Genomic DNA, 19,095 nt, shown 5'->3' on the forward strand with positions numbered 1-19,095 from the left:
GCGGGTTGCCTGGGCCATGGATTGGGCATGTTCTGCCCTCGCGAGCACGCCCATGGGTTGCACAGCCCTGCTAACAGAGAGACAAACGACCCGATCGTCCACCGGCGATGGGCGATCGGTCGGGAGTCCTGCGGTCCATGGGTTTTCGCTTCCGTAAAACGATCCGCATCGCCCCAGGGGTTCGGCTCAACCTGAGCAAGTCGGGGATCAGCACCTCGATCGGCGGCGGCGGCCTCACCGTCAACAGCCGCGGTCGGGTCACCGCCAGCCTGCCTGGCACGGGGCTGTCCGTCTCCCAGACCATCCGTCCCGGGAGCGCTGGATCCCGTCCGGCTCCAGTCAACAGCAACACCTCGTCGGCATCGGGTTGCGGTTGTCTCACCCTGCTGCTGCTCGGGGCCGTGTTGGTGTGGCCCTGGCTGCTGGTGGTGCTCATCCCCCTGGGGTTGCTGGTGCTGATCGGTCAGCTCCAGCAACCGCCCACCAGGCAACGCAGCTCCCGTCTCTCCAACCAGCCCACCGCGCGTCCTCCAGCCCCGGCCGTTGATGCCCCTGCAGGGGCAACGCGCTGGCCGTCGCCCCCACCGCCTCCACCCCCGCCGCAGCCCCTGAAGCCGGATCCGGCGCCGCGCCGGGCCTCAACCAAGAGCCCGGCCGCGGAGGCCGATGCCTTCCTCAAGGCCCATGGGCCCACCCTGCTCAGCGATGCCGTCAGCGCCGTAAGGGATCTGGCCTTCGCGATGGCCAACACCCCTGGCCTGGAGGCGGAGATCGGCCACCCCTTTGAAGCGTTCAACCTGGCCACATCTGCCTACCTGGTGGCCATCATCTTTGGCCGCTCGGGTTACCTGCTCTGCCAGTCCAGTCACGGACAGGTCAGTGACGACGACATCACCCTCCTGTATCACACAGTGAGGCCATTCTTCGCCCCGCTGGATGGAGCGGAGGCGCTTCCGGCTCTGGAGGCGGACCTCGACACCAGACGCCAGGCCCTCAAAAACCTCTGCACTCTGGACAATCCCACGGGATCCCTGGCCGATGAAGCGGAGACCTCGCTCAATGCCTTCCGCCTGCTGGCCTGCTACGACCAGCTGCGCGGTGTGCGGCCCACCAGTCCGGCGGCGCTCACCACCAAAGTGCGGCGCGCTCTGGTCCGCTATCTCCACACCCTGGCGGATCGCGATGGAACGATCACCGATCAGGAGCGCAACGCCATCGACGATCTCCACGAACGAGCCGGCGGCTTGATCGAACAGGGCACCCAGTTCGCGCAGCAGTATCCCCAGGTGGCCGCCCAGCTGGAGCGCTCGCCCTTCGCGCGCCACACGCTGGTGCTGGAGCCGTTGCCGCTCGAGCAAGCCACCCGGCCCCGCAGGACGGGCAGCCGACGCAGCAAAGCCGCCAAGGGCCAGTCCAGCGCCCAGAGCACCACCAACAATGGAGCCCAGTCCAGAAACCAGCCTGACGACGCCACGGCGGAGATCCTGCAGGAGCTGCGGGAGATGACGGGCCTGGCCTCGGTGAAGCAGGAGATCAACTCCCACATCAACACCCTCAAGGTATCGGCCCTGCGCCGGGAGGCGGGCCTGGCCGAGATCCAGACCACCAACCACATGGTGTTCACCGGGAACCCCGGCACGGGCAAGACCACCGTGGCCCGGCGCCTGGCGGAGCTTTACCGGGCCCTGGGGGTGCTCACCAAGGGCACCCTCACCGAAGTGGACCGCTCCGCCCTGGTGGCGGGCTACGTGGGCCAGACGGCGATCAAGACCAAGGCGGTGATCGAGCAGGCCAGGGGCGGCATTCTGTTCATCGATGAGGCCTACGCCCTCAGCACGGGCCAGGGGGAGGAGTCGTTCGGCCGTGAGGCCATCGACACCCTGCTCAAGTACATGGAGGACTACCGCGAGGAGCTGATCGTGATCGTGGCGGGCTACAGCGAGCCCATGCAGGCGTTCCTACAGTCCAACCCCGGCCTGCAATCACGCTTCAACAAGTTCATCGCCTTCCCCGACTACAGCGCCGACGAGCTGAAGGCGATCTTCCGGAGCTTCTGCCAGGCCTCGGGCTACCGACTCTCCACTGCCCTGGACCGGTCGCTGGATGACGCCTTCGCGGCGATGGTGGAGGCCAAGCCGGCCCATTTCGGCAATGCCCGCACGGTGCGCAACCTGTTCGATCTGGCGGTGGTGCGCCAGGCCAACCGGGTGGTGACGATCCCGGAGCCGACCCATCGGCAGCTGATGGAGCTGCGCAAGGAGGACATCACCCCAGACGACATCGCAGCGGTGCTGCGCTGAGCTGGGTCCGTGGCCACAGAGGGCCGTGTCGGGTTGGTCTTTCGCAGGAGATCAGCGCATCCCGCGGGCGGATCGGCGGACTCTGGAGGGACTGGAGCGACCCAACGCTCTCCTAGCCATCCCAGTCCATGACCAACCCCACCCTTCGCTTCCGCCCCCTCAGGCCAGCGGTCGCCGCCGATGGCACCACCAGCCTGGATCTGCTGGTGACCATCGCCTGCGCCGAACTGCCGGCGCAGCAGCCGGCGAACCTCCGGCCCCCGCTCAACCTCGCCCTGGTGATCGACCGCTCCGGCTCGATGGCGGGCCGCAAGCTCAGCGACGCCCGCAAGGCGGCACGCTTCCTCGCCAACGAGCTCACCCCCCGGGATCGCCTGGCGATCGTGAGCTTCGACGACGCGGTGACCGTGGTGGTGCCCTCCACGCCGGTGACGGATCCGCTGCGGTTCATCACGGCGATCAACACCATCCACTGCGGCGGCAGCACGGCCCTCTTCGATGGCTGGCTGGCCGGCGCGGAGCAGGTGGCCGAGCACCTCGATCCCACCCAGCTGAACCGGGTGCTGCTGCTCTCCGACGGCCAGGCCAATGCCGGCCTCACCGATCCGCGCCGGATCGCCGCCAGGGTGGCCGAGTCCACCGGCCGGGGCATCAGCACCAGCGCCTTCGGCCTGGGGGATGGCTTCGACGAAGACCTCATGGGAGCCATCGCCGGCGCCGGTGACGGCACCTTCGCCTTCATCGAGAGCCCCTCCCAGCTGGCGGATCTCTACGCCTCCGAACTCCAGGGCCTCGCCGCCACGGTGGGCCGCCGCGTCAGCCTGGGCCTACGCGCCAAGAACGGCGCCCAGCTGAAAGACGTGCTGAACGACCTGCAGACCACCGCGTTCGGCAACTTCCAGCTGCCCAACCTTCGGGCTGGTCAGGAGCTGAACGTGGGGGTAAGGCTGCAGCTGCCCGCCTGGACGCCGAACCAGGAGATCGCCAGCGTGCGCCTGGCCTGGGACGCCCCCGGCGCCGATGGCCGCTGCAAGCAGATCGAGACGCTCACCCTTCCGGTGCTGTCCGCCGCTGAGCTGGCGGCCCTCGAACCGGATGCAGCGGTGGCAGAGCAGTTCGCCGTGCTGGAGGCCAACCGCGCCCGCCGCCGGGCCATCGAAGAGCTCGACCGCGGCCAGGTGGAGGCCGCCTCCTCCTGCCTCCAGGGCGCCAGTGCCCTGCTCGCGGCCCTGCCGGATTCAGCCCTCGCCCGCCGTGAGCTGCGTCTGCTGAAGGAGAGGCAGGCCCTGCTGCACGACGACAGCAACCTCACCCGCAAGCGCCTCAGCCGCGAGTCGCTGCGCTCCAGCACCACGGTGTGGGAAGCCCGGGACGACGAGCAGGCCTGAACGGCGTGCATCAACCGGCAGACGCGGCGAGCACCTGCTCCTCCAGCAGGTGCTCCGCCTGGGCCCGCTGCAGATCCAACCGCGAGAGGCGGTAGCCCAGCCGCCGGGCCGTGAGGATCAGCTCCCCGCGGGTGCGGCCACCAGGCGCTCCAGTTCAGGCCAGCTCATGAGCACAACCCACCGGTTCCTGCAGGATCGCGGACCCGCACAACAGTCGCCAGGGTCCGCAGGCCACCGCCAGGCCTACCCCAGGGCACGGCGCTACTCGATCAGCTGGGCCAACGCTGGGCCAATACCCGGGTCATACACGGACTGCCAGTGATGTGAGTACGGATCGCAGCCAGGATGGGGGACTGATTGGCGCTGTTCAGCATCCAGCGGGAGCCGCCTTTGTGAGGAAGCCGGAGGTGGACGACTGCACCAGGACAAGGGCTCCTCAGTGGAGTCGCTCACGCAGCCCTTGCCCCCGGCGGACCCTGAGGCAGCCCGGCACGGCCCCGCATGGCCTGGGAGAGTTGTCAATGACCCCGAGCCGGACCTGGATCCCTGGAGTTGCATCACGTGGTGGACGCGGGCCCCGTTCTGGCCAGACTTCGACCATCCGCCCCGATCCGATGCAAGCCCTCCTGAGGTCGCTGCCCCTTGTTGCCCTGGCCCTGGCTGTCGCCGGCCCGGCGAGTGCCAAGGTGCTCGCCGAAGGCAAGCCGTCGTCCGGTGGCTTTTACTGGCAGAAGGTTGAAAACAACAAGGGCACCATCCAATACATCTGTCGCAGCAAGAACGACGGCAAGATCAAGAAGGATGCGGCCTGCAATGGGGCCAAGTCCGTGAAGCCTTAGGTCGTTCTGACCACTGTCACGGTGCCGGTCACCGGGGCCACCTCACGGCATCGCAGACTGGCTAAGGGCGACGCCAGAGGCCCAGCCATTCGTTGTCGCGCTCCTGCAGCGATCCCTGCGCCGGCTCCCAGACCAGCGGCTCCAGGCCCGCCGCCGTCAGGTCCTGCTCCAGCTCGGCGGCATCACTGCCCCAGGGCGGTCCACCAGGGCGGCCGTGGCACCAGAAGAGACCCAGCAACCAGCCGCCTGGAACCAGGAGCCGCACCACGGCCTCGAGGTAGTCGGGGCGCTGGGCGGGATCGATGGCGCAGAAACAGGTGTGCTCCAGAACGCCCTGAACGGAGCCCGGACCGAGTCCAGCCGCCTCGAGAGCAGGCGCATCCAAGAGGTCGGCCTGCAGCCACCGCAGCACCGGCCGGTCGTCGCCATGCAGCTGACGCGCCCGGGTGATCGCCTCAGCACTGAAGTCGAGCCCCAGGGCGGCAAAGCCGAGCTCCGCCAGCAGGGCGGCCTCATGGCCACGTCCGCAGCCAGGCACCAGCACCTGTCCCGGCGGCAGCGGCCGGCGGGGCTCGGCCCTTAGAAACTGCTCCAGCGGCGGCGTTGGTCGGCCCAGCTCCCAGCCATCGGCACCAGTGCGGTAGCGCTCGTCCCAGGGAGCTGAATCCGACACGCCACCTCGCGCAGCACCGCGACGCTAACGACGACTGCAAAAGGAACGCAGTCGCAGCCGTCCTGTGCGCAGGCAGCCAGGCGCAGACCTCATCCCTGATCCAGCGATGGGCACCAAGGGCCGGTGGCGGTGCCTCCGTTGATTGGAGGAGGACCTGCCGCCATGGCCATCGCGATCGAGCTGAGCGACCACCAGGCCGAAGCCCTGCGAGAAGTCGCCGCGCGGCTGCAGGTGCCTGAGGCGGAGTTGGCCGCTGCTGCCGTACGGGATCTGCTGGCGCAGCAAGCCGCGGCCTTCATGCCGCCGCGCCATGGAGCAGTCCACCCCTCCGATGCGGAGCGCCGCACAGCCACACAACAGGCGGCCGCCTCGCGTCAGCCCTTGAGGCCGCCCGGGACCATGAGGAGGGCTGCGCGTAGCCGATCCACGGAGCGCCGGTGGAGCAAGGGCCGAAATCCCCTGATGGCATCCGCCAGGAGTTCTGCGCTGCCCGATCGACAGACCGTCCCGTGCTGCCTGAAGGCTGTCCCCGCCGCAGGCGGGAACCGCTACGCCCCGGGCCAGGGATTGATCAGGGTCAGACCCACGTCGGCACAGTCGTCCGTGTTGCGGGTAGCCAGGCTGGCGCCGATGCAGCAGCTCCGCTTACCAGTGGGCCGCCGCCCGATCAAAGGGGAACACCCGCTCCGCCAATAGAGCCGGCACCAGCTGCCCCCAGCGACTCCGCAGGGCCTGACGGCGCACGGCCAACGGCTGGAAGGACTGGAAAAGCCCCAGGGACAAACCCTGCACGAGCTGAGCCAGACCTAGGCTGCTAGCAATGAGCAAGCAGGAGCAGGGGATGACGCGCACCCTCTACATCCGCCATGTGCCCGACGACGTGGCTGAGCGACTGGAAAAGCTGGCCAGCCGAGCCGGCGTGCCGCTGAGCACCTTCGCGTTGCAGGAGCTGTGCGAATCCGCGCGGCGTGCCGACAATGCCGAGCTGCTCAGCGCCTTGCCCTCGGCTGCGATCGACCCCGCCGTCATTCTGGAGGCGCTGCGGCAGACCCGTGCTGAACGCTGATGGTGGTGGTGGATGCCTCGGTTCTCGTGAATGCCCTGCTGCTTGACGGCGCATCTCGGGCCCGTCTGGCCGATGCCAACCTGCAGGCACCAGATCTGATCGACGCCGAACTGCTCTCGGTCTTGCGTCGACTGGTGCTTGCGGATCAGCTGCCTGAGCAGCATGCGCTTCAGGCCCTTTCCACCGCCCAGCAGCTGGGCTTGCGGCGCCATTCCAGCCGATCACATTGGTCTCGCGCCTGGGAACTCCGCACCAACCTCAGTGCTTATGACGCCCTCTATGTAGCGCTGGCTGAGCAGCTCGACGCCACCCTGCTCACCGCCGACAGCCGCGCTGCCCGAGCACCGGGTTTGCGCTGCAGCGTGGAGGTGATAGCCCCATGAACCTTCACCTCGCAGAGGAGGGCTGCGCGAAGCCGATCCACTGAGCGCCGGTGGGGCAGGGGCCCAGGGAGCTGGAGATATCTCAGCACCGAGCCGTGGGGCTCATTGTGATGATGTGGGGTTCCCCTGATTCCGTGGATAGTCCTCAGGGGTTCACTGACGTGAGTGTACGGGCAGCATTGAACTGTTGCTCGTAGTCGATCGGGCTGAGGTAGACGATCGTGGAGTGACGGCGCTCGCGGTTGTCATCGAGAGCCAGCTCCAATTTGAGGGTGGAGAAGAAGCTCTTCACCACCGCGGTGTCCCAGCAGCAGCCCTTGGCGGACATGCTGCAGCGGAAGCCCTACGGGCTACGCAGCGTGCGCTGCCGCCAGCTTGAGAAAATCCTTCTCCCTCCGCAGCTCCCGGTTGTCCTTGCGGAGCCGATTGAGCTCGGCGCGCGCCTCACTGGTGAGCAGTCCCTGGTCCCTCGCTCCGGCCTGGCCGCGGTCGATCCGGGCCTGCCACACCCAGCGGGCCAGGCTGCTGGATGGACGCCCCAGCCGCTCAGCAACGGCATGGCCGGAGAGGCCCTCCTGCAGGCAGAGCTCAACAGCCTTCGCCTTCTGCTGCGCCCTGAACCGGCGCCGGGTTCTGGTCGGATCGGTCATCGATGGACAGTCTGGTGGCCATGGCGTGACCCCTCCGGGCGCGGCGCGCCATCGCGGCGGTGGCCTCAGCCCAGGTGATGCAACAAAGGGCGATCCATTCCGCCGCGGCGGCAGCGCGGAGCATCCGCACGGAGTCCGGAGCCTCAATCAACAGCTGAATCAGGGTGCTGATGTCCCAGAACAGCGTCAACGCTCAGCCCCGGTCGTCCAGCACGATCGCGCTCACCAGCATCCCCTCGGCCTGCAACCGGATCGGTGCAGCCAGCACTGGCTTCTGCCCATTCCAGCTCACGCTTCCAGCGTCCAGGGCCTGCTGCCGTGGGGTCGTGACCCGGTTGCTGCTGGGCTCCTGCGCCAACAGAACCTGATCGAGCCCACAGGAGGCCGCCGCCTCAGGCCGCCAGGTGCCGGTCGCTCACCAGCGCACCGGTGCAGCCCACGGGCAACAGGCTGGAGCGACCAGCTCGGTACCAGGCCTCCACCAGTGCCTGGCTGGAGCGGGGCGAGAGCTCACCGGCCAGGATCCAGAGCTCGTCATGGAGCACCTGGGTCTGATCCGGCGTGCCCACATACCAGGGGGTCTGCGGATCCACTGACAGCTCCTCGTGGAGCAGCAGCAATCCCTCCAGAACACAGGCCGCGAGCTCGGGTGTCATCGCAACAGAAGAACCACCATCCACGCACAGCACGGGGACCGGCATCAAGGGCGCCAGGGCCTGGCTCATCCCACAACGGCAGCGCTGCCGAGGGCGAACCGGCGTGCTCACCGGCGTTGCTGATCCCCGGACCAGATGCGCTCCAGGGAGCGGCGGAACTCCCGCTCCGTCATCGGCCGGGCCAGGCGCCGGCCGCGCAGGGTGCTGCAGCTCTGGTGGATCGGCAGCACCCGCGCGCTGCAGGGTCTGCTTGGCGGTCGGCGTCAGGCGCAGGTCGAGCTTTTCGCTGCGGAGCTGGGATCCGGCCATGGCGTCCTCCCCTAGCCCTGAACGCCAGACATGGTCAGGACACAGGTCTCTGTCCGTGGCGCGGGCGCCCCACCTGGGCGCTCTTCTCGAGCTGCTCCAGCCCCTTGCGCCGCAGCAGCTGGCCGGCCTCGATCAAGCACTGCTGGTCAGTTCGCACTGACAGCTCATCGTTCGGTGCTGAACCGTCCTGGCAACCGGGGCGGGGGCGGGCGCGAGGGTTCCCGAGCCACAGACCGAAGAAACGCCCAGACACCGCAAGGGGTTGAGGCGGTTGGCGGATGTTTGGGGGAACCCCCCAGACAGTTGGCACAACTGGGGCATTCCCAGAGCTTTCGCGATCTCAGACCGGCCTGCTCAGAAGCCGCACTGATCCCTTGAAATCGACTGCAAGAGCTGGGAAAAACTCAGCAATCGCAAGCAAAGATGCAGTATGGGTCGCCTGAGATTCGAACTCAGGACCAATCGGTTAAAAGCCGCTAAGCGAAACGCCAGACCCATTGCAAAAGCAGGGGTTGAGCGAGCTTATGCCAAGAGAAATGCCAAACGGGAGGATGAAACAGGAGAGGTCTCATCTTAGACAGATCACCGAAGGATTCTGAGACAGGAATGATACGGATGTGACATCGACTTCCACGACGATCAGGGCTGCCCCTGCCCCCGATCACTCCCCATCGAGCCCCCCAGCGCCAGCCCGGCCAGGATGCTGAGCCCCTGGCTCACAGCGTCATCAATGCGGCTCTGGGGCCGGGCGCAGAACAGCGCCAGCGGATGCACCGGTAGCGGCGGGGCTGAGTCCGCCGGAGGGGGCATGGGGGCATCGGGATCCAGCACCCCGGCCCGCCCCCTGGGGCGCTGCGCCTGGAGCTCTTCGGCCAGGGACACCGAGCGCTGCACCGCGGCGTCAAACCCGTTCAGGCGCACATAAAGCCAGGAGAGAGCGGTGCAGTTGAGCAGGTCAAAGCAGAGGGTGAGGCCCTGAAAGCCCAGGATTCCCGTCGAGATCCAGACCACCAACCGGCGGGAGTCCATGGTGCTTGGCAGCGGCGACCCCAGAGGGTTCCGGGCCGGCTTCGTTCAACCCCAGCGCCTCGACACTCCAAGGCCGACACGGTGACTACCATTGGTAGGCACCACGGGCAGGGTCATGGACACCGCGCGTCTGTTTCAGTCAGGCCGCAGCCAGGCGGTGCGGTTGCCCAAGGAGTACCGCTTCAGCGGAAGCGAAGTGGCCGTGAAGCACTTCGGAAATGGCGTGCTGCTGTTGCCGATCGATGACCCCTGGCAGACCCTGGAGGCGGGACTGGCCGCCTTCGAGCCGGGCTTCGTACTGGAGCGGGAGCAACCGGATCAGCAACAACGGGATGCGATCAACCCGTGATCCTGCTCGACACCAACATCTGCATTCACATCATCAACGTCAGGCCCGCAGCCGTGGTGGAGCGATTCCGCCAGTACCGCATGGGCGAGATCGGTGTCTGCAGCGTGGTGGCGGCTGAACTCGCCTACGGCGTTGCCAAAAGCGGCTCCCATCGCAACCGCCAGGCTCTGGAGTTGTTCCTGGCTCCACTCGTCATCCTTCCCTTTGATGAGGCGGCCATCTGGGTCTACGGCGAGCTGCGCGCCGCGCTGGAGCGCAAGGGCACACCAATCGGCTCGCTCGACACGATGATCGCGGCCCATGCCCTGAGTCAGCAGGCGACCTTGATCACCAACAACACCCGCGAATTCGCCAGGGTGCCCGGCCTGCAGCTGGACAACTGGGTTCCCGCCAGCTGAATCGACTGGTGCCTTGATCGCAGGCCCAGCTGGCCCAGACATGTGCAGTGGCACTGCACCACCCGGAACCCTTCCAGGTCTCCGCTCCACTCCTCGTGACCCTCACCCCCGACGGCTGGCAACTGCTCAGGCGCTGGGAAGGCTGCCGCCTGGCGGCCTATCCCGACCCCGCCAGTGGCAGTGAACCCTGGACCATCGGCTACGGCCACACCGGCCCAGACGTCGTGCCCGGCCTGGTGATCAGCCAGCAGCAGGCGGAGGCCTGGCTGGAGGCCGATGCCGCGGAGGCGGCCGCTGCGGTGGATCGACTCCTGGCGGGCTGCAGGCTCAGCCCCCGGCAGCGGGATGCGCTGGTGAGCTTCTGCTTCAACGTGGGGGCCGGCGCCCTGGAGGACTCCACCCTGCGGCGCCGGATCTTGGCCGGGGAACCCGCGGCGCGGGTGATCGCCGAGGAGCTGCCCCGCTGGTGCAAAGCGGAAAACGGCCCGATGGAGGGCCTGCGGTTGCGCCGGGCCAATGAGGTGGCGCACGCCCTGGGCGGCCCTGAGGCCAATTCGCCGCAGGACGTCGCGCCGCAACAGCCCATCCAGCTTCGGGATGCGGCGGCCTTCCACCGGGATCTGCCCCACCAGCGCCAGGCCTGGGAGGCACTGCAGCGCTCCCTCAGCACAGAACAGCTCAAGCAATTCGCCAGGGCGTATCGGCAGTCTCCTGAAACCCACCAGAGCGCGTCAATCCGGGTTCAGCAATCCACCGCCGCCGCACCGGTGGCGCCACCAACCGCAACACCCAAGCCCCAGGCAGTGGAGCCGGCCCAGGGTCTGATCCAACTAGCAGTGCCTTACTTCTCCCAGCACGACAGCGCCACCGGCCAGGGCCCGCGCATGTGCTTCTCCTCCAGCTGCGCCATGGCCGCCGCCTTTCTGCGGCCGGGCTGTCTGGCGGGTTCTGGCCAGCCTGACGATGCGTACCTCTCGCTGGTGCAGCGCCATGGCGACAGCACCGAGGCGCCAGCGCAGCTGGCGGCCCTGGCCGGCCTGGGCATCCGCGCCCGCTTCCGCACCGATGGCCGGCTGGAACATCTGGTGGCCCAACTGCAACGGGGTCTCCCCTGCCCGGTGGGCTGGCTGTACGAGGGGACGGCCTCAGCCCCCGGCGGAGGTGGTCACTGGAGCCTGGTGATCGGCTGGGATCCGGCCACCCGCCAGCTGCTGATGCACGACCCCAACGGCGAGGCCGATCTCGTGGCTGGCGGTTATGTCAGCACCGCAGTCAGCAGCGGCAATGCACTGCGCTACTCCGAGCGCAACTGGGGTCGCCGCTGGATGGTGGAGGGGCCTGGATCGGGCTGGTGGGTTGAACTGCTGGCGGCCCACTGATGGACCGCTGAATCAGTCGTCTTGCCCCAGTTGGCCCTATGCCATCGGGTATCGGTGGCGAAGCGGCCGTATCGCGTCGCCAGCAGTGTGCACGTGTAGCGAAGATCCCGCTGGCTGCATCTGCCCCGGCAACGGCACCATGACTGGATGGGGTCATCGCTCCCCTTTGGTGTGGCAGTGCGCGCCATCAAGGCGACATCAGACAACACAGAGCAACCCACGGGCAGCACCATGGGTTGCTACGTTTGTGTGATCACGAACTAACCTCCATGGCCCTCACTGGACCCGATCTGCTGGCCAAGGTCAAGGAGCTCGGCGATTCCTCCAAGTCCGATCTGGTGCGGGCCGCCGGCTACGTGAGCACCAAGAAGGACGGCAGCGAGCGCCTGAACTTCACCGCCTTCTACGAGGCGCTGCTGGAGGCCAAGGGCGTCAGCCTCGGCGAGACCGGTGGTAAGGGCAAGGGCAAAGCTGGCCGCTCCCTGAGCTACGTGGCCAAGGTTCAGTTCAACGGCAACCTGCTGGTGGGCAAGGCCTACACGGCCCTGCTGGACCTCAAGCCCGGCGATGAGTTCGAGATCAAGCTGGGCAAGAAGCAGATCCGCCTGATCCCTGCCGGCGGTAGCGACGAGGAGGAGTGAGCTGAGGGCTTGCCCCGGTCCTCAGAGCCAGCTGGCCTACTACGGGCCGGCTGGTCATGGCGCCGGTTCGTTGGGATCGGCCACCAGCCTGGGCAGTTGGGTTCATCCTGGCGGCTCCACGATGATTGCCCTTGCGGCCAACACCAACTGGGCGGGGACCTAAGCTGAGTGATAGGTGAAGGGCTGCGTACTGCGCCAAATGCAGCTTTGACGCGGCACGGCCTCGATGCGAACGATCTTGATGTCGAGCTCAGCGATCGGCAACTACTCCTTGATCAAGCAAGTGGTTAAGTGGGCACCTCCTCCGCGATCCAGCGGGCGTCGAGCACTACTGCCGCCGCCTGGCCTTCAGGAAGCTGCAACTGGGCCCTTAGTTCACTGGGTTTTAGGCCAAGCTCCTCCATCTCCTCCAGCTGAAGGACCTGGCTGGTGAGGCGATCGTGAGCTTCAACAATCGCGGCGATCTTACTCAGGCCTTTGGATAGCTCCTTCTTCACCAGCTTATAGCGCTTGCTCTTGTCAGTGCCTTGACTGACTGGACCCAGATACCAGTCTGGGACCTTTCGCGTGTCAACAACGACCTGGGGAATCTCTCCATGCCAATCTTCGTAGCTCTTGAAGACTTTTGGCATCTTGAGTCGCAACAGGTCGAATAGCTGACTTGCCGTGACCTGCTCCACAGGCTCACCAGCGGTGCGCTGCATCCTCCTATACCCGTTGTGCAGCCATAGGACTATGCCGAGGTCTACTTCACCGATGAATTCGGGCTTGAGGTAATGGCAGCTGCACTCCAGAACGGCATTCATCAATTGAGTCAATCCTGGTCTCAGCTCTGTGAGCCCCTGGCGGAGCACGCGGGCCGCCTTGGCTCCCTCATCCAGCTGCAGGTAGGTCTGGGCCTCGGCAAGGAGAGCCACAAAAGCCAGGCCTACATAGTCCGCACTGGCGGCTTCCGCCCGGGCGGCACTGCGAACCACCTGCTGGATAAAGAACTGGCGAGCCTCATGCAGCGTGGTGAGCGCATAGCCAGCCATCTGAGTCCGCAGGGCTGGCTCCTGGAGCTCCACCGCGTTCTGACAGGCGTAAACGCCAGCCTTGAGCTTGGCTACCACCTGGTCGTCGAGCTTGTCACTGACTCGATCGACCTTGGCCTCGATCACGCGGATCTGCTCACTGACTCGGTTCAGCTCCTGCAGCACCATGGCGAATCCAGCCACTGAGACGCCCACGTTCACAGCCCCCAGGATCGGGTTGACTGCTGTTAACGCATCTCCAAGACCACCTACTGGCGGCTTAACAACGTTCCTGGATAGTTCCGAGCCACCCTCCTGCAGCCAGGTCACAACCTGCTTGTTGGAGGAGTCACGAATCACGCCCCCGACGCGCTCCAGGGATCCATTGGCCAGGCCCTGCACAATCCGTGTGGGAACGTCAAAGACAACGTTGAGGTCCATCAGGTGCGCTTCGCAGATCACTCCAGAGATGGCAATCTGAGGCTGGCCGTTAGCCAGACTCTAGATGTGCTCACAAGCCGAACGATAGCACACTAGATCTTCGCCAGCACTAACAACAATGGTTCTCACTTGGGCGCCTCCAGCGGCCTACTCGCTTCTGCGCCGGATACGACACGAAGCTTTCCTTTGAATTTGACAGATGCAACAGACTCGTCACACGTTAACTCCTGGAAGAGCTGATTCACTCCTACTCCAATGGCACCTATTTGTCAGGTTACATCTGCTCGGTCCTTGTCAGTCAGGCGGCAGCGTCGTCAACTCCTGGCATGACCTGGCTAGCGTTACGGTTCACCACGGCGCACCCGCGAGCACAAGCAAGAATTAAGCTTAGGCACAAGCTATGCCCAGAACGATCAACCCCGCTTGGGGTCCAAAGGCCACAGAAGACACGTAAACACTATCAGTCTGATGTCAGTGGCACTTCTTGTAGATCAGACAACTCATAACCATGCCTAAACCTGGGGCCAGATCGGCGCCCTGATCGGCCAGGGCGTGCCGCTGACGATCAACGAACACGCACCTTCGCCAAGCTGGCGGAGAAGCGGGTGGACATGCTGGTCAAGGCCACCCGCGATGCCCGCCAGCGGGCCAAGGCGATTGCCTGGGAGGCGGGCGCTGGCATCAGCGCCATCAGCAACGCTGAGACGGGCTCGCTCCAGATCACAGCGCCGAATTCCACGGAGACCAGCGACACGGGCTCCTATGACACTCGCACGATCGACAAGGACATCACCGCCGTGATGGCCGTGACCTTCGGGGTGGAGTAAGGAAGATGAGCCCCGCAACCAACCAGTCCAGCCGAGCGAACCCTGTAGAACCCGACCATGACACCCCCCGACCTCGCCCACAGCCAGCGCTACATCGACGCCCTCGGCTGGAGCGCTGAGCTGCACCGGGGCCAGCGGCGCAAAGGCAAAGCCGTGCCCTACATCTCCCACCTGATCGCTGTGAGCGCGCTGGTGTGGGAGGACGGCGGCAGTGAGAACCAGGCCATCGCCGCTCTCCTGCACGATGCCATTGAGGACGCCGGCCAGAGCCACGGCTCCATCGCCGCCCGTTTCGGGGAGGAAGTGGCCCAGATCGTGGTGGACTGCACCGACACCCAGGGCCCAGCGGAAGCCGGGGCCGAGAAGGAGCCCTGGTTGCTGCGTAAGACCCGCTACCTGGCCTCTCTTGAGCACAAGGGCGAGGGCTCGCTGCTGGTGACCGCAGCTGACAAGGCCCACAACGCCCGCGACCTGGTGCTCGATGCTCGCCGTGATCCCCAGAGCTGGGAGCGGTTCAATGCCGGGCTGGAGGGCAGTGCCTGGTATCTGCTGCGGATCCACCAGAGCCTGAGCCACCGCATCCCCCAGAGCCGCTCCACCGCCATGCTGGGGGAAGCGGTGCAGGAGATCCTCGCCAGCGACGCCTACCGGCGGGTCGTACCGCGGGGCATCGCCCCGGCGGTGTGGGCGGCAGGGTATCAGGAACGGGTCGACGTCAATGACAGCTGAGCACCCATCCTCTGTCCAGCGCATGGGGGAGGCAGCTCGGTGGACGCAGGGAGCGGGGGCGAAATACCAATGGACGACGAGTGCTTGCCTTCGATGCAGTAGGGACGACGAGTGCCATGACGTTTCGATCACCTACGGGCCACAAACGAAGAGGCTGCTGCCAAAGGCGAGGCTGGATACAGCCTTGAGACCCAGAAGATGCGTAGGGCCTTGGGGCAGAGGGATTTCAAGCGCTCTTGATGCAGACTCTGCATAGATTTCTCCTGACAGCAGGCTGCATCAGAAAGCAGATATGAGCAGGCCCGGGAGGGCGCACCGGCGCCGAGCAGAGTCCAGAGCACTGGGGAGGCTCGGGGAGATCAATCCAGCACCAAGGGTCAGACCAGCCCCTGGTGCTGCAGTATGACCATATCGTCAGTTCTATAGCTGAGAGACCTCGGCTGCTTGGACCTTTGGCATCACGAAAGTAGTGAGTAGCCCCGTAAGACATTGGACCGCAGACATCATGCGAGGGCTAATCCAAACCCAGTTCGTGCCTCCTTTGCGCTCTTATCGCTGCCTGCTTCCATTCGGGATCACATCCTTTGCCAAGCCCTCTCCAGGCATGCATCTGCACCACCATAAAGAGGTCCCCTTCGAATCCCTCTTCGTATTCGTCATGACCATGCCATTCTTCAAGGTCACTGATCATGACCGAAAAGCCCGCCTGCTTGGCGACGAACTCGATTTCATCAACATCAGAAGCCTGAGATATTCTTGCCTGAAGATCGGGGTCCGTCCGGGCTAACTCCAGAAATAAATTGAGTTGCTCCTTTGACATTGTCTTTTGCGTTGCGCGTGGCCGTTAACATGGAATTACCATGGCACGACAACCAAGACGCTAGGGAGCCCTGACTAGCCTCTGGAAACCCCTCTACGGAGCTTTCCTCCAGTCAGCGTTCCGATGAGCCCGTGAGGCTGACAAGCTTCAAGAACCATAGCCGTGCCCCCTACCTCTCTACGTTCAGAGTGGAGCTATACAGACGTCGCTCCAGACAAAGAAGGCAGGACTCGCGCTAGCTCAGCGCGGAGTCGTTCAGAGCACAGCTGCCGGAACGGGTGAGCATCACACTCCTTGATAAGCGGATAAGACGCATGCGCGCGATCCTCAGGGCCGCCATGTCGCAGCCCTGTTTTGCGAGCCCCTGGCATGCCATCTAGAGCCTCAAAGTCAAAGTCTAGAACTCTTTCAGCAGGAAGGGCCTGCACCACCAAGACCTCTCTTTGCAATGAAACCTCCTTGGCTTTCCTGATGTCATCCATATCCAGCAGCGGCTTTAGACTCTCCAGAGCGAGAAGCTCTTCTTCGACGATGATCGTCCAGACTGAGCACTCGCCGGGCAGGATCCCCTGTTCGGCTTCAAATGCTTTCATCCGCGACAGACAGCCGTAGAGCCATCTGTAATAGGACTTTTGGGGGATGGACTTGGCCTTGGATGCCGCCGCTTCTGACTTGCCTCTACCAGTGCCATCGGATGAATGGACCGAGGAGTCGTCGAGGGGACTTGAATCAATCTTCCATTCTTCTTGCCATGGGTCAATGTCGTTCGCGTACAGAAAGTCGGCAACATCGCCATCTGCCTCAAAAGACTTGTACCAATTCCACCCCCTGCGCGTCAGTGCATCTCCATACGGTTCAACAAGACCCCTGCGGCGCAATGCTGCCCTGCTAGGGCCATTTCCCCGTGGAGCTGTCTTTCCCTGTGCCTTCCTCGCCAGAATGATAAGTTCAGCCTTCATGGAGCCGCTGATGGGATCCATGGTCAGATCCTGGAAGCTGTCCATGAGGCCGACGGCAAGATGACCGGCAACCTTTGAGATGTCGTCCCAGATGCTCATAGCAATCCCTGTGCCCAGTCCTGCGCACTCTGCACGGCTAGGAGGTAGTTTGACACCACCTCCTGCTCCACCCACTCCGGCATCAAGTCCTGAAACTTGCTGAGCCGGTAGTTGGGCAGCGACTCAGCCACGTCTCTCCATAGCTTGTCGTCATCCCAGATCTCCGGGGTCGCTAGCCGCTGGATGGCGTCGTGGAACCGCTCAGGAGTGATGCCTTCACCCTTGGCTTTCACGAGGAAGTTGTCAGTAGTGATTTTCCAGTCGCCACCCACAGCTTCTAAGCCATAGCGGAGGGTGGCATTGATCTTGCCGCCAGCGAAGGTCCACCAGCGCAACTCTCCATGCCTGACGTCAATGCCAGAGCGACCGGATTGAAAAAGGGGTTGAATCGCCTCCCGCTTCTCCTCGAGAACGGCTGCGGCCTTTTCGTCCAGGTAGGGGAAGGGGGTTGAGGAGAGCAGGATGTCGCGCATCTTCTGGCATACCTCGAAGCCGAGGAACTGCGGGATGTAGCCGCCCCAGGTGGGTTGCTTGCCCCGTGGCGCGGGATCCACGAACACGCGGCGGTCGTCGTGCTGAATGCGCTGCACCACCCAGCCCCGGCCGCCGAGCAGGAAGCTGCTGACCCCATCGACCAGTCGATCGACGAACTCCTGCTGCAGCGATCCGAGGGGCTGCCCCGCAGCGGTGACGACCGTGTAGCTGACGGGACTGGTGAACACCGCAAAGAGCTCCATGAAGTTCTTGCGCCCAAAGCGTTTCTCAGCTTTGGGGCCAATCACCAGCTGACCGGAGGCCTCCCTCAACCCGCCATCAGCCACCAGCCAGTGGATCAGGCGATCAAACTCTGTCCGGCTGATCCCGGCGAAGTCCGGCACTTTGGAGATGTGCTCCCAGGCCTCGTCCTGACGGATGCCTCCGCCTGCCAGTGCCATGGTGAGCAGCTGGTGGATGAGCACGGGCCAGCAGCGGTCCTGCACCGGCACGGCCTCCACCCATCCCTGCTTGGCCAGTTCGATCAGGGCCGTGGCCTGCAGCACGCTCTCGCTGGATTCGCAGAAGAAGGTGGTGTTGGCGGCCTGCCCGTCTCGCCGTCCGGTGCGGCCCATGCGCTGCAGAAAGGAACTCACCGTGTCTGGGGCATCGGCCTGAAGCACGCGATCGAGATCGCCCACGTCAATCCCCAGCTCCAGGGTGGAGGTACAGACGATGCAGGCGCCGTTGCCGTCGGCGGTGCCCTGATGGAAGGTTTTCTCCGCCAGCAAGCGCTCCTCCTTGGAGACAGCGCTGTGGTGCACGAAGACCGTGGTGCCGGTGCGGCGCATGGTCTCGGCCACCTTCTCGGTGGTGGAGCGGGATTGGCAGAAGAACAGGCTCTTCTGGCCCTGGGCCATGCGGGAGGCGTCGCGGGCGAGCAGCCGCAGCTCGGGTCGGTGCACCACCAGCAGTTGACGACGGCTGGCAGGTTTCGGTGGGTCCACCACCTGGCCCAGCCGCTTGGATGAGCCCTGCAGCCAGCCGAGGATTGCCTCCGGGTTGCCCACCGTGGCGCTGAGGCCGACCCGCTGCAGGTCGTGGCGTGAGTGCCGGGCGATGCGCTCCAGCACGCTCATCAGATGAGCCCCGCGGTCCGAGCCAGCGAGGGCATGCACCTCGTCGATCACCACGATGCGCAGGTCGCCGAAGAGCTTGGCTTCATCCACCCGCTGGGAGACGAGCATCACCTCCAGGGATTCGGGGGTGGTCATTAACAGCTCGGCCGGCTCCTTGAGGAACTTGCGACGGGCAGAGTCGTCGGTGTCGCCGTGCCACACGAAGCGGCGCAGGCCCACCATTTCGGTGTAGAGCCCTAGGCGCTCGGCCTGGTTGTTGAGCAGAGCCTTAATCGGCGCGATGTAGAGGGCGCCGACGCCATCGGGTGCCGACTCCACCATCTGGGAGATGGTGGGGAACATCGAGGCCTCGGTCTTTCCCCCGGCAGTCGGCGCCAGGATCACCGCATTGGCACCATCCAACAGCGCTTCCCCAGCCTGTTCTTGCACGGGGCGGAGGCTGCTCCAGCCCAGCCGGGCGACGATCGCCTCCTGCAGCCGGGGCGCCAGGCGCGAGAAGACGTTCACCGCCAGCCTCCTGCCAACAGCTCGGGG

21 protein-coding genes and 1 pseudogene are annotated in these 19,095 nt (G+C 65.1%); 11 read left to right on the forward strand and 11 right to left on the reverse strand.

Going from position 1 to position 19,095, the window contains the following annotated elements; genetic code table 11:
- The first annotated feature begins 137 nt into the window (after positions 1-137).
- The 3 genes from ACLV7J_RS09315 to ACLV7J_RS09325 all read left to right on the forward strand — a co-directional run bounded on the left by ACLV7J_RS09315 (position 138) and on the right by ACLV7J_RS09325 (position 4,527).
- Positions 138-2,300, forward strand: coding sequence for a DUF4236 domain-containing protein (locus ACLV7J_RS09315; RefSeq protein WP_411868827.1), 2,163 nt, complete (start codon positions 138-140; stop codon positions 2,298-2,300).
- A 128-nt stretch (positions 2,301-2,428) separates the two neighbouring features.
- Positions 2,429-3,688 (forward strand): vWA domain-containing protein, encoded by a 1,260-nt coding sequence (locus tag ACLV7J_RS09320; RefSeq protein ID WP_411868828.1) that lies wholly within the window; start codon positions 2,429-2,431, stop codon positions 3,686-3,688.
- A 614-nt stretch (positions 3,689-4,302) separates the two neighbouring features.
- Positions 4,303-4,527 (forward strand): hypothetical protein, encoded by a 225-nt coding sequence (locus tag ACLV7J_RS09325; RefSeq protein ID WP_411868829.1) that lies wholly within the window; start codon positions 4,303-4,305, stop codon positions 4,525-4,527.
- Between the two features lie 61 nt (positions 4,528-4,588).
- On the opposite strand, the gene ACLV7J_RS09330 is transcribed toward ACLV7J_RS09325, so the two are convergent.
- Positions 4,589-5,200, reverse strand: a complete 612-nt coding sequence (locus ACLV7J_RS09330) for a methyltransferase domain-containing protein (RefSeq protein WP_411868830.1) — start codon at positions 5,198-5,200, stop codon at positions 4,589-4,591.
- Between the two features lie 820 nt (positions 5,201-6,020).
- Here ACLV7J_RS09330 and ACLV7J_RS09335 point away from each other — a divergent pair.
- On the forward strand, positions 6,021-6,266 hold the full coding sequence (locus ACLV7J_RS09335) for a hypothetical protein (RefSeq protein ID WP_411868831.1): 246 nt from the start codon (positions 6,021-6,023) through the stop codon (positions 6,264-6,266).
- The gene (locus ACLV7J_RS09340) at positions 6,266-6,649 is read left to right on the forward strand and encodes a type II toxin-antitoxin system VapC family toxin (RefSeq protein WP_411868832.1); all 384 of its coding nucleotides are present in this window, start codon (positions 6,266-6,268) and stop codon (positions 6,647-6,649) included. Before ACLV7J_RS09335 ends, ACLV7J_RS09340 begins: the two co-directional genes overlap by 1 nt.
- A 145-nt stretch (positions 6,650-6,794) precedes the next feature.
- On the opposite strand, the gene ACLV7J_RS09345 is transcribed toward ACLV7J_RS09340, so the two are convergent.
- From ACLV7J_RS09345 to ACLV7J_RS09370, 6 genes are all read right to left on the reverse strand, one after another.
- Complete coding sequence (locus ACLV7J_RS09345; RefSeq protein WP_411868833.1) at positions 6,795-6,977, reverse strand: hypothetical protein; 183 nt, start codon at positions 6,975-6,977, stop codon at positions 6,795-6,797.
- 22 nt (positions 6,978-6,999) lie between these two features.
- Entirely contained in the window at positions 7,000-7,299 is a 300-nt protein-coding gene (locus ACLV7J_RS09350; protein WP_411868834.1) for a transposase, read from the reverse strand.
- A gap of 193 nt (positions 7,300-7,492) precedes the next feature.
- Positions 7,493-7,657 carry a hypothetical protein gene (locus tag ACLV7J_RS09355; protein ID WP_411868835.1) on the reverse strand — a complete coding sequence of 55 codons (165 nt, stop codon included), beginning with the start codon at positions 7,655-7,657 and terminating at the stop codon, positions 7,493-7,495.
- 34 nt (positions 7,658-7,691) lie between these two features.
- A complete protein-coding gene (locus ACLV7J_RS09360; RefSeq protein ID WP_411868836.1) occupies positions 7,692-7,955 on the reverse strand; it encodes a hypothetical protein in 264 nt (87 codons plus the stop codon).
- 107 nt (positions 7,956-8,062) lie between these two features.
- The gene (locus ACLV7J_RS09365; protein WP_411868837.1) at positions 8,063-8,185 is read right to left on the reverse strand and encodes a hypothetical protein; all 123 of its coding nucleotides are present in this window, start codon (positions 8,183-8,185) and stop codon (positions 8,063-8,065) included.
- Positions 8,186-8,903: 718 nt separating this feature from the next.
- Positions 8,904-9,293, reverse strand: coding sequence for a hypothetical protein (locus ACLV7J_RS09370; protein ID WP_411868838.1), 390 nt, complete (start codon positions 9,291-9,293; stop codon positions 8,904-8,906).
- Between the two features lie 115 nt (positions 9,294-9,408).
- Here ACLV7J_RS09370 and ACLV7J_RS09375 point away from each other — a divergent pair, with 115 nt between their 5' ends.
- From ACLV7J_RS09375 to ACLV7J_RS09390, 4 genes are all read left to right on the forward strand, one after another.
- Complete coding sequence (locus tag ACLV7J_RS09375; RefSeq protein ID WP_411868839.1) at positions 9,409-9,642, forward strand: antitoxin; 234 nt, start codon at positions 9,409-9,411, stop codon at positions 9,640-9,642.
- Positions 9,639-10,040, forward strand: coding sequence for a type II toxin-antitoxin system tRNA(fMet)-specific endonuclease VapC (vapC, locus tag ACLV7J_RS09380; RefSeq protein WP_411868840.1), 402 nt, complete (start codon positions 9,639-9,641; stop codon positions 10,038-10,040). The genes ACLV7J_RS09375 and vapC overlap by 4 nt, the downstream gene beginning before the upstream one ends.
- A gap of 95 nt (positions 10,041-10,135) precedes the next feature.
- Entirely contained in the window at positions 10,136-11,419 is a 1,284-nt protein-coding gene (locus ACLV7J_RS09385; RefSeq protein WP_411868841.1) for a glycoside hydrolase family protein, read from the forward strand.
- 269 nt (positions 11,420-11,688) lie between these two features.
- Positions 11,689-12,060 (forward strand): AbrB family transcriptional regulator, encoded by a 372-nt coding sequence (locus ACLV7J_RS09390; protein ID WP_411868842.1) that lies wholly within the window; start codon positions 11,689-11,691, stop codon positions 12,058-12,060.
- 287 nt (positions 12,061-12,347) lie between these two features.
- Here ACLV7J_RS09390 and ACLV7J_RS09395 read toward each other — a convergent pair whose 3' ends face one another.
- Positions 12,348-13,514, reverse strand: coding sequence for a hypothetical protein (locus tag ACLV7J_RS09395; RefSeq protein WP_411868843.1), 1,167 nt, complete (start codon positions 13,512-13,514; stop codon positions 12,348-12,350).
- Positions 13,515-14,039: 525 nt separating this feature from the next.
- Between ACLV7J_RS09395 and ACLV7J_RS09400 the strand changes: the two are divergent.
- Both ACLV7J_RS09400 and ACLV7J_RS09405 read left to right on the forward strand, forming a co-directional pair.
- Positions 14,040-14,341 (forward strand): annotated as a pseudogene (locus ACLV7J_RS09400) (SIMPL domain-containing protein); the annotation flags it as partial.
- Positions 14,342-14,398: 57 nt separating this feature from the next.
- On the forward strand, positions 14,399-15,070 hold the full coding sequence (locus ACLV7J_RS09405; protein ID WP_411868844.1) for an HD domain-containing protein: 672 nt from the start codon (positions 14,399-14,401) through the stop codon (positions 15,068-15,070).
- Between the two features lie 514 nt (positions 15,071-15,584).
- Here the strand turns inward: ACLV7J_RS09405 and ACLV7J_RS09410 are convergent.
- The 3 genes from ACLV7J_RS09410 to ACLV7J_RS09420 form a co-directional block, all read right to left on the reverse strand.
- A complete protein-coding gene (locus ACLV7J_RS09410) occupies positions 15,585-15,890 on the reverse strand; it encodes a Nif11-like leader peptide family natural product precursor (protein WP_411868845.1) in 306 nt (101 codons plus the stop codon).
- 194 nt (positions 15,891-16,084) lie between these two features.
- On the reverse strand, positions 16,085-16,948 hold the full coding sequence (locus ACLV7J_RS09415; protein WP_411868846.1) for a hypothetical protein: 864 nt from the start codon (positions 16,946-16,948) through the stop codon (positions 16,085-16,087).
- Complete coding sequence (locus tag ACLV7J_RS09420; protein WP_411868847.1) at positions 16,945-19,068, reverse strand: DEAD/DEAH box helicase; 2,124 nt, start codon at positions 19,066-19,068, stop codon at positions 16,945-16,947. Before ACLV7J_RS09420 ends, ACLV7J_RS09415 begins: the two co-directional genes overlap by 4 nt.
- Positions 19,069-19,095 lie beyond the last annotated feature (27 nt).

This window comes from Vulcanococcus limneticus LL, assembly GCF_943369875.1.
GTDB classification, from domain to species: domain Bacteria; phylum Cyanobacteriota; class Cyanobacteriia; order PCC-6307; family Cyanobiaceae; genus Vulcanococcus; species Vulcanococcus limneticus_A.

Coding starts and splice junctions, on each gene's coding strand:
- ACLV7J_RS09325 (WP_411868829.1), top strand. CDS start 4,303: ATGCAAGCCCTCCTGAGGTCGCTGCCCCTTGTTGCCCTGGCCCTGGCT.
- ACLV7J_RS09370 (WP_411868838.1), bottom strand. CDS start 9,293: ATGGACTCCCGCCGGTTGGTGGTCTGGATCTCGACGGGAATCCTGGGC.
- ACLV7J_RS09345 (WP_411868833.1), bottom strand. CDS start 6,977: ATGTCCGCCAAGGGCTGCTGCTGGGACACCGCGGTGGTGAAGAGCTTC.
- ACLV7J_RS09415 (WP_411868846.1), bottom strand. CDS start 16,948: ATGAGCATCTGGGACGACATCTCAAAGGTTGCCGGTCATCTTGCCGTC.
- ACLV7J_RS09340 (WP_411868832.1), top strand. CDS start 6,266: ATGGTGGTGGTGGATGCCTCGGTTCTCGTGAATGCCCTGCTGCTTGAC.
- ACLV7J_RS09320 (WP_411868828.1), top strand. CDS start 2,429: ATGACCAACCCCACCCTTCGCTTCCGCCCCCTCAGGCCAGCGGTCGCC.
- ACLV7J_RS09405 (WP_411868844.1), top strand. CDS start 14,399: ATGACACCCCCCGACCTCGCCCACAGCCAGCGCTACATCGACGCCCTC.
- ACLV7J_RS09395 (WP_411868843.1), bottom strand. CDS start 13,514: ATGGACCTCAACGTTGTCTTTGACGTTCCCACACGGATTGTGCAGGGC.
- ACLV7J_RS09390 (WP_411868842.1), top strand. CDS start 11,689: ATGGCCCTCACTGGACCCGATCTGCTGGCCAAGGTCAAGGAGCTCGGC.
- ACLV7J_RS09350 (WP_411868834.1), bottom strand. CDS start 7,299: ATGACCGATCCGACCAGAACCCGGCGCCGGTTCAGGGCGCAGCAGAAG.
- ACLV7J_RS09335 (WP_411868831.1), top strand. CDS start 6,021: ATGAGCAAGCAGGAGCAGGGGATGACGCGCACCCTCTACATCCGCCAT.
- ACLV7J_RS09375 (WP_411868839.1), top strand. CDS start 9,409: ATGGACACCGCGCGTCTGTTTCAGTCAGGCCGCAGCCAGGCGGTGCGG.
- ACLV7J_RS09315 (WP_411868827.1), top strand. CDS start 138: ATGGGTTTTCGCTTCCGTAAAACGATCCGCATCGCCCCAGGGGTTCGG.
- ACLV7J_RS09410 (WP_411868845.1), bottom strand. CDS start 15,890: ATGTCAAAGGAGCAACTCAATTTATTTCTGGAGTTAGCCCGGACGGAC.
- ACLV7J_RS09360 (WP_411868836.1), bottom strand. CDS start 7,955: ATGACACCCGAGCTCGCGGCCTGTGTTCTGGAGGGATTGCTGCTGCTC.